The organism is Streptomyces sp. NPDC048411 (assembly GCF_040704695.1).
In the GTDB taxonomy this organism is placed as follows: domain Bacteria; phylum Actinomycetota; class Actinomycetes; order Streptomycetales; family Streptomycetaceae; genus Streptomyces.
Window position 1 is genome coordinate 1 of record NZ_JBEZKL010000208.1, and the last position, 8,453, is coordinate 8,453.

9 protein-coding genes and 1 riboswitch are annotated in these 8,453 nt (G+C 67.3%); of the genes, 5 read left to right on the forward strand and 4 right to left on the reverse strand.

The genetic code is table 11. The features are described 5' to 3' along the window. Positions 1-127 precede the first annotated feature (127 nt). Positions 128-1,252: a cystathionine gamma-lyase gene (locus AB0915_RS36740; RefSeq protein ID WP_366695402.1), complete on the reverse strand. Its 1,125-nt coding sequence runs from the start codon at positions 1,250-1,252 to the stop codon at positions 128-130. A 39-nt stretch (positions 1,253-1,291) separates the two neighbouring features. Further along, a complete protein-coding gene (locus tag AB0915_RS36745) occupies positions 1,292-1,669 on the reverse strand; it encodes a phage holin family protein (protein WP_366133104.1) in 378 nt (125 codons plus the stop codon). Positions 1,670-1,737: 68 nt separating this feature from the next. On the opposite strand from AB0915_RS36745, the gene AB0915_RS36750 reads away from it, so the two are divergent. From AB0915_RS36750 to AB0915_RS36765, 4 genes are all read left to right on the forward strand, one after another. After that, on the forward strand, positions 1,738-2,055 hold the full coding sequence (locus tag AB0915_RS36750; protein ID WP_366695404.1) for a cupin domain-containing protein: 318 nt from the start codon (positions 1,738-1,740) through the stop codon (positions 2,053-2,055). Positions 2,056-2,182: 127 nt separating this feature from the next. Next, positions 2,183-2,395: a DUF5326 family protein gene (locus AB0915_RS36755; protein ID WP_345512737.1), complete on the forward strand. Its 213-nt coding sequence runs from the start codon at positions 2,183-2,185 to the stop codon at positions 2,393-2,395. A gap of 246 nt (positions 2,396-2,641) precedes the next feature. Next, positions 2,642-3,412 (forward strand): helix-turn-helix domain-containing protein, encoded by a 771-nt coding sequence (locus AB0915_RS36760; RefSeq protein ID WP_366695406.1) that lies wholly within the window; start codon positions 2,642-2,644, stop codon positions 3,410-3,412. Between the two features lie 101 nt (positions 3,413-3,513). Beyond that, entirely contained in the window at positions 3,514-3,951 is a 438-nt protein-coding gene (locus AB0915_RS36765; protein WP_037702202.1) for an SsgA family sporulation/cell division regulator, read from the forward strand. Between the two features lie 81 nt (positions 3,952-4,032). On the opposite strand, the gene AB0915_RS36770 is transcribed toward AB0915_RS36765, so the two are convergent. Then, positions 4,033-5,370 carry a YibE/F family protein gene (locus tag AB0915_RS36770; RefSeq protein WP_366695408.1) on the reverse strand — a complete coding sequence of 446 codons (1,338 nt, stop codon included), beginning with the start codon at positions 5,368-5,370 and terminating at the stop codon, positions 4,033-4,035. Between the two features lie 70 nt (positions 5,371-5,440). After that, positions 5,441-5,574: riboswitch (TPP riboswitch) on the forward strand. Between AB0915_RS36770 and thiC the strand changes: the two genes are divergently transcribed. Beyond that, the gene (gene thiC / locus AB0915_RS36775) at positions 5,567-7,357 is read left to right on the forward strand and encodes a phosphomethylpyrimidine synthase ThiC (protein WP_366695410.1); all 1,791 of its coding nucleotides are present in this window, start codon (positions 5,567-5,569) and stop codon (positions 7,355-7,357) included. (Overlaps the previous riboswitch by 8 nt.) Before the next feature lie 8 nt (positions 7,358-7,365). Here the strand turns inward: thiC and AB0915_RS36780 are convergent. Next, a partial coding sequence (locus AB0915_RS36780) for an IS110 family transposase (RefSeq protein WP_366695412.1) occupies positions 7,366-8,453 on the reverse strand: 1,088 nt, incomplete at its 5' end.

The window sequence follows — 8,453 nt, forward strand, 5'->3', positions numbered from 1 at the left end:
GCTCGCTGCGTTGTCGGGCTCGCCCCGATACGCCCAGTATCGGGGCGACCCTCCGCCTTGCGATCGCACGCACCAGACGCCGCCAGGCCCGCCCTGCGGGCGGACGGCGCTACTTTCGAAACACGCCCTAGCCCATCGCCTCGTCCAGGGCCCGGTCCACGTCGGCGATCAGGTCGTCCGCGTTCTCGGCCCCGACCGAGAATCGGATGAAGCCCTCCGGTACGGCGTCGCCGCCCCAGCGCGCCCGGCGTTCGGCAGTGGAGCGCACGCCGCCGAAGCTGGTGGCGTCGTCGACCAGCCGCAGCCCGGCAAGGAAGCGCTCCGCGATCTCGCGGTCGGGCAGCACGAACGACACCACGGAGCCGAAGCGTCGCATCTGTCGCGCGGCGACCGGGTACGAGGGGTCGGTGGGCAGCCCGGGATACCGCAGCCCGGTCACCTCCTGCCGTTTGCCCAGGGCCTCGGCGAGAGCCAGCGCGGTCGCGCACTGCCGGTCGACGCGCAGCTCCAGCGTGGCCAGCGAACGGTGCGCGAGCCAGGCCTCCATCGGGCCGGGGATCGCCCCGGCTACCTTGCGCCAACGCCGGACACCCGCCGCCAGCTCCGGATCCCGGCACGTCACATGGCCGAGCAGGATGTCACCGTGTCCGGTCATGCCCTTGGTGTCACTGGCCACGGAGAAGTCGGCGCCCCATTCCAGAGGGCGCTGGCCGAGCGGAGTGGCGAGCGTGTTGTCCACGGCCACCAAAGCGCCGGCCGCGTGCGCGGCGTCGATGACTCGCCGCAGGTCGCAGACGTCGAGTCCCGGATTGGACGGCGTCTCGATCCACAGCAGCCGGGCCCCTTCCAGCACCGCAAGCTGTCCGTCGCTCCCGGTCGGCGCGGTCCGCACCTCGACCCCGTACGCCTCCAGCTGCTCACGCACCAGAGGCAGCGCCTGATAGCCGTCGTCGGGCAGGACGACGGTGTCACCGGTACGCGCCCGCGACAGCAGCACCGCCGATATCGCCGCCATTCCGGAGGCGAACACCGTGGTCTCGACGGCCTCTCCCGGCGCTTCGAGCTCGCCGATGGCCCGTTCCAGATGGGTCCAGGTCGGGTTGGTGTCCCGTCCGTAGGTGTACGGACCGGTCGGCTCGCCGGAGAGATGGAAGTGCGCGGCGAAGACCGGACCGGGCAGGGTGGGTTCGTACTGCTCCGGTTCGGGAAGGCCTGCCCGTACCGCCCTGGTGCCGTCGCCCATGCTGCTCATGTTGCTCTCTCTGTTCTCTCTGGTCTGCGCGGCGTCGGATCAGTCCTCGTCGGGCAGGACCACGTTCAGTGCCCACGACACGATCGAGATGATGAGACCGCCGAGCACGGCGGTCCAGAAGCCGTGGACATGGAAGCTGAGATTGAACTGGCCCGCCAGCCAGGAGGTCAGCATCAGCATCAGCGCGTTCACCACGAGGGTGATCAGCCCCAGTGTGAGGATGAACAGCGGCAGGGTGAGCACCTTCACGATCGGCTTGACCACGAAGTTCACCAGCCCGAAGAGCAGGGCGACCAGGATCAGGGTGAGCACCTTGCGGCCGGTGCTGCCGCCCGACAGCGTGATGTCGTCCAGCAGCCAGATGGCCACGGCCAGCGCACCCGTGTTGGCGATCGTCTTGACTACAAAATTCTTCATGTGTCTGATCGTGGCAGACACGATCGGTGGCGGACACCGGCTGAACAGAAGCAGGGAGCGGACGGGCCATGAAGGCATTCAGGCTGGACGAACTGGAGGCGGAACGTGCCGCCAACGACGGCGCGTATCTGCAGTTCCTGCGGGAGCGGAACATGTCCGTCGGCCTGTACGCGCTGGACGCCGGCGAGCTCGACCCGCAGAAGCCGCACCAGCAGGACGAGGTCTACTTCATCGTCAGCGGTCGTGCCTCGATCACCGTGGGCATGGAGACCACGCAGGTGGGCAGGGGAAGCGTGGTGTACGTACCGGCCGGGGTCACCCACAAGTTTCACCACATCACCGAGGATCTGCGGGTCATGGTGGTCTTCTCTCCACCCGAGAGCTGAGCCTGGCTCTCAGGGGTCCCTCGGGGTTCGATCAGGGGAGATCAAGGGCTCCGGAGCCCCCGCCGGCGACCCCCGCGCCTCTAGCATCGAGTCAGGTACTCACAGGAATGAGGTAGGGACGATGGCTGTGCGGGAGATATTCGCGGGGATGCCCTGGTGGGTGAAGTGGGTCGCAGTGCCCGTCATCGCGATCGTGGTGTTCGGCGGTCTGATCGCCAGCGTGATCGGGTTCGTGATCGGTCTGCTCTTCAAGGTCCTGGTGTTCGTCATCCTGGTCGGTGGCCTCGTTTTCGTCGTACGGAAGTTCATGTCTTCCTCGTCCTCGCGCGGCGACTGGTAGGGGCGGGCGGTCAGCAGTCGGGCAATTAGCCCAGCTGAGCTAAGCGCAGGACGAAACGACGCCCCCTGCTTATGCGGCCTATACAGTGGCAGTCCGCTGCCGCCGCCTGGGAATTAACTGCCCGTCACCGCTGTGCCCAGTGGTTTGTGCATACGTCCGGTCTCCGGACCTCAGGTTTGCGGCAGGACCGTGGGGGCGGCCCCCACGGACGGGCCGACCGCCCGTCGCCATGCCTGGGGGTGACTTTTGACCACGGCATCGAGCACCGCTGTTCCGACGTTGATTGGTTCGGTTCAGCGGGCGTTGAGGCTGTTGGAGGCTGTGGGCGCCCATCGGGACGGGGCGCCCGCGAAGCAGCTCGCACGGGAAGCGGGACTTCCTCTTCCTACCGCCTATCACCTGCTGCGCACCCTCACCCATGAGGGTTACCTGCGCCGCGCGAACGGTGTTTTCCTCTTCGGCACTGCCGCAGAGAGGCTCGTCGACGACGGCTGTCTGCAGAATCGTCGCAGCAGAATGACCCAGTCGCTGGCCCGCTGGCGCGACATCATCGGTGCGCCGGTCTACTGCGCCGTCTACTGCGACGGTGAGATCGAACTCATCGCGGTCGCCGACACCCCCGCGGCTCCAGCGGTGGACGAGTGGGCCTCGTTCCGGGAGACCGGACATGCCCATGCGCTCGGTCAGTGTCTGCTCAGCCAGCTCGACGAGAAGGCCCGTGAGGACCATCTGGACCGTCACCCTGTGCGGCCTCTCACCCGCTATTCGATGCGGGACCGACCGGCGTTTCTTGAGCGTTTGAGGTCGTTGGAGCGGATGGAACCTGTCATCGAACGACAGGAGTACGCCCTGGGAACGGTCTGCGCGGCCATCCCGATCACGGCCGGATTCACTGCAGCCGCCATGGCGATTTCCATGCCTCTCGAGCAGGAAGATCGATTGCTCCCCGCAGTCGAACGGCTACGCGGCGAAGTGGCAAGCCTCTTGCGTTCGTTCGTGTTCTCTATCAGTATCTGAAAAATCACTCCTTGTGATCTGCTATCGCGTGCACCACGATGGCGTCAATAGGGCCATGGGGGATCATTCCTGGCCAGATTCAACTACTGCGGGGTTGGACGATGCGCGAGTCGGTTCAAGCTGAGGTCATGATGAGCTTTCTCGTTTCCGAGGAGCTCTCATTCCGTATCCCGGTGGAACTCCGGTACGAGGTGTGCGATCCGTATGCGATCCGGATGACCTTCCACCTGCCCGGCGACGCCCCCGTCACCTGGGCTTTCGGCCGTGAGCTGCTGCTGGACGGCCTCAACAGCCCCAGCGGCGACGGCGATGTTCACATCAGTCCCACGGAGCCCGAGGGACTCTCCGACGTACACATCCGGCTGCAGGTCGGGACGGATCGCGCCCTGTTCAGGGCCGGTACAGCGCCACTCGTCGCGTTTCTCGACCGCACGGACAAGCTCGTGCCCCTCGGGCAGGAGTGCACGCTGAGTGACTTCGAGGGCAGCCTGGAAGAGGCGCTGGGCCGGATCCTGGCCAAGGAACAGAACGCCGGCTGAGGCAGAACTGCGCGGACGGCCTACCGTCCGATCGAACGCCGTATCTGCCGAACGGGTGATATGTGCTTCGCGTCGATTTGCTCAATGCCTCGCCCTGCGACGCCGGCCCCTCCCGACCCGTACGGGTGCCGAAGCTCCTGCTTCCGCGCCGAGCCCTGTGCGGTCCGCGGAGACGACCAGTGCCGCGAGCGCCGTCGTCACCGGCACCGAGGCGACCAGTCCGATCGAGCCGACCAGCGTCCGGACGATCTCCTCCGCCACGAGTTCGCTGTTGGCCACCGTCCCCACGCTGCTCTGCGCGATCGAGAACAGCAGCAGCAGGGGAAGCGCGGCGCCTGCGTAGGCGAGCACCAGCGTATTGACCACCGAGGCGATATGGTCGCGACCGATCCTGATCCCTGCCCGGTACAGCTTTCGTGCACCCATGGTCGGGTCCGCCTGGTGCAGCTCCCAGACCGCCGACGTCTGGGTGACCGTCACGTCGTCGAGCACACCGAGCGAACCGATGATGACGCCGGCCAGCAGCAGGCCGCTCATGTCGATGTGGGGGTAGAGGCCGTGGATCAGACCGGTGTTGTCGTCTGTGTTCCCCGTCAGGCTCGCCCAGCCGATGAAGAGCGAACCGAGCAGCCCGATCAGCAGCAGTGAGATCAGGGTGCCGATGACCGCGACCGAGGTACGTGCGGTCAGGCCATGGCACATGTAGAGCGCGATGAGCATGATCGCGCTGGCCCCGACGACCGCGACGAGCAGCGGATTCGACCCCTGAAGGATCGCGGGGAGGATGAACAGGGTCAGTACGGCGAACGACACCGCGAGCGCGACCAGCGCCATCAACCCGCGCATTCTGCCGACGACGACCACTGCGAGAGCGAAGATCCCGGCCAGCAGCGCCATCGGGAACTTCCGGTTCACATCCGTCACGGAGTACTGCAGGTCATGGGGCGCGTCGGGGGCGTACGCCACAACCACGCCCTGACCCTCGCGCAACTGCCGAGGGGCGTCGGGCTGCACGATCTCGACGAACGTGCGCCCCTTGTCGTGCCCGGTCGTCACCTCGACCGTGGCCTTCTCGCACAGCCCCGATTCCTGACCGGCGCCCGCGTCCCCCGATGGCGTCGTGGTGCCGCCCGTGACCGGCATCTGCGCGGCATTCACGTCCTTGCAGTCGACCATGTCGACGCTCACCACCTTGCCCTGCTGGGTCTGCCGGTCGAAACCGACACCGGTGCGCTCGTGATCGGGCGCACCGCCCGGCCAGAGAACCACCAGGCCGACAACGACCGCGGTGGCGAACGGGATCAGCACGGCCGCGATGACCTTGCGCAGATGTGTGGAGACCGGCGCAGCAGGGCCATGGCTGTGCGAATGCCCGTGCTGATGGTCCTGCGATCCGGGGGCGCTCTGAAGGGACGTCACCGGGCGATCATCGCAAGAAGGAACAGGCCCTCTGTCCAGCACGCCGGAACAGGCGCTAGCGTGGTGGCACCTTTGCACACGCGGGAGCTCGGAGCACCGGGCTGAGAGGGCGCTGATATCCGTACATCCGTACGGGACAGGCTGCGCCGACCGCCGAACCTGTTACCGGGTAATGCCGGCGTAGGGAGTAGGTCTCATGACCACATCGGACGCACGCACGCCTGCCTCGAACCAGAGCGACGAGGCCGGCACGTCCATCGGCTGGCACAAGGGATACGTCCAGGGCTCGCGCCCGGACCTCCAGGTGCCGGTCCGAAAGGTGCACCTCACCAACGGCACGGACGTGACGCTGTACGACACGTCGGGGCCGTACACCGACCCCGCCACCGAAACCGACGTACGGCGCGGTCTCGCACCCCTGCGGGAGAACTGGATCACTGCTCGCGGCGACACCGAGGAGTACGTGGGCCGCCCCGTCCGCCCCGAGGACGACGGGCTGGGGCATACCTCGCCGCGCGGCGGACTGCGCAACCTCGACGCCGTCTTCCCCGGCCGTCCGCGCCGTCCGCGCCGCAGCCGCGACGGCCAGCCCGTCACCCAGCTCGCGTACGCCCGCCGGGGCGAGATCACCCCGGAGATGGAGTACGTGGCGATCCGGGAGAACGTCGAACCCGAGGTCGTACGCGAGGAGATCGCGGCCGGCCGGGCGGTCCTGCCGGCCAACGTCAACCACCCGGAGACCGAGCCGATGATCATCGGCAAGCGGTTCCTGGTGAAGGTCAACGCCAACATCGGCAACTCCGCGGTCACTTCCTCCATCGAGGAGGAGGTCGAGAAGATGACCTGGGCGACGCGGTGGGGCGCCGACACGGTCATGGATCTCTCCACCGGCCGCAACATTCACACCACCCGCGAGTGGGTACTGCGCAACTCCCCTGTGCCGATCGGCACCGTGCCCCTCTACCAGGCCCTCGAAAAGGTCGACGGCAGGGCGGAGGAGCTGACCTGGGAGATCTACAAGGACACTGTGATCGAGCAGGCCGAGCAGGGCGTCGACTACATGACGGTCCACGCCGGCGTGCGGCTGCCGTATGTCCCGCTCACCGCTCGGCGCAAGACCGGGATCGTCTCCCGCGGCGGGTCGATCATGGCCGCGTGGTGCCTGGCGCACCACAAGGAATCGTTCCTGTACGAGAACTTCGAGGAGCTCTGCGAGATCCTCGCGACGTACGACGTGACGTACTCGCTGGGCGACGGACTGCGCCCCGGCTCGATCGCCGACGCCAACGACGAGGCGCAGTTCGCCGAACTGCGCACGCTGGGCGAGCTCAACTCGGTCGCCAAGCGGTTCGGCGTCCAGACCATGATCGAGGGCCCGGGCCATGTCCCGATGCACAAGATCAAGGAGAACATCGATCTCCAGCAGGAGATCTGCGAGGAGGCGCCGTTCTACACGCTCGGCCCGCTGACCACCGATATCGCCCCGGCGTACGACCACATCACCTCGGGCATCGGCGCGGCGATGATCGCCTGGTGGGGAACGGCGATGCTCTGTTACGTCACGCCCAAGGAGCACCTGGGCCTGCCCAACCGGGACGACGTGAAGACGGGTGTCATCACCTACAAGATCGCCGCCCACGCTGCGGACCTCGCCAAGGGGCACCCAGGGGCGCAGGACTGGGACGACGCCCTGTCGGACGCGCGGTTCGAGTTCCGCTGGGAGGACCAGTTCAACCTGGCACTCGACCCGGACACGGCACGGGAGTTCCACGACGAGACGCTGCCGGCCGAGCCGGCGAAGACGGCCCACTTCTGCTCGATGTGCGGCCCGAAGTTCTGCTCGATGAAGATCAGCCGAAGCATCTCGGAGCAGTTCGGCGGCGACGAGCCCTCGGCGACCGAGGCCGAGATCGCCGAGGGCATGATGAAGAAGTCGGCGGAATTCGCGGCCGCGGGCAACCGGGTGTACCTCCCGCTCACCTCCTAATGAGGTTGTCAAGCTGCCGCTGTGACCGAGAGTTCATGTTGGAAGCACTTTCTGTCACGTATCAGGGCCCACAGGACGTTCACTCGTCGCCGGGCCAGCGCGAGGACGGCCTGGGTGTGTCGTTTGCCTTCGGCGCGCTTGCGTTCGTAGAAGCGCCGCGAGGCGTCGCAGCTGCGGATGCTGATGAGCGCGGAGGTGTAGAAGACGCGTTGCAGGCCGCGGTGGTAGCGCCGGGGGCGGTGCAGGTTGCCGCTGACGTTGCCGGAGTCGCGGGGCACCGGGGCGACTCCGGCGAGGCTGGCCAGGCGGTCGGCAGTGCCGTAGCGGCTCATGTCGCCGGCGGTGGCGGCGAGGAACTCGGCACCCAGCAGCGAGCCGATGCCGGGCATGCTGGAGATCACCTCGGCGAGCTCATGCTCGCGAAACCGGGCCGCAATGAGCTTGTCGATCTCCGCGATCTGCTCGTTGAGGCCCATCACCTCCTTCGCCAGGGTGTGGATCACCTGCGCGGTGATCTTCTCCCCGGGGACGGCGGTGTGCTGACGCTCGGCCGCTTCCAGGGCGGCTGTGGCGAGGGCTTCGGCGCCGCGGACGTGGCGGTTGCGCAGCCAGGTCTCCAGCCGCTTGCGGCCAGTGCGGCGCAGGGCGGCCGGGGCCTGGTACCCGGTCAGCAGGACCAGCGGGCCGACGTTGCCCAGATCCAGGCTCCTCTCCAACGCGGAGAAAATGCTGGTGAGTTGACCACGCAGGCGGTTGATCCGGCGGGTCCGGTCGGCGTTCAGGTCGGCCCGGCGGTTGGTGAGGACCCGCAGCTCGATGGCGTGCTCGTCGTCCGGTCGCAGAACGGCCAGGTCGCGGCGCATCCGGGCCTGGTCGGCGATGACGATGGCGTCCTTGGCGTCGGTCTTGCCGGTGCCCCGGTAGCCGGCCGATACCCGGTTGACCGCGAGGCCGGGGATGTAGAGCAGCTGCTGGCCGTGGTTGAGCAGCACGCTGATGAGCAACGTGGCCATGCCGTCGGCGACGTCGACCGCCCACACGGCGTCCTCGTCGATGGCCAGCACATCGGCGAGCAGAGTCAGCAGTTCCGGCTCGT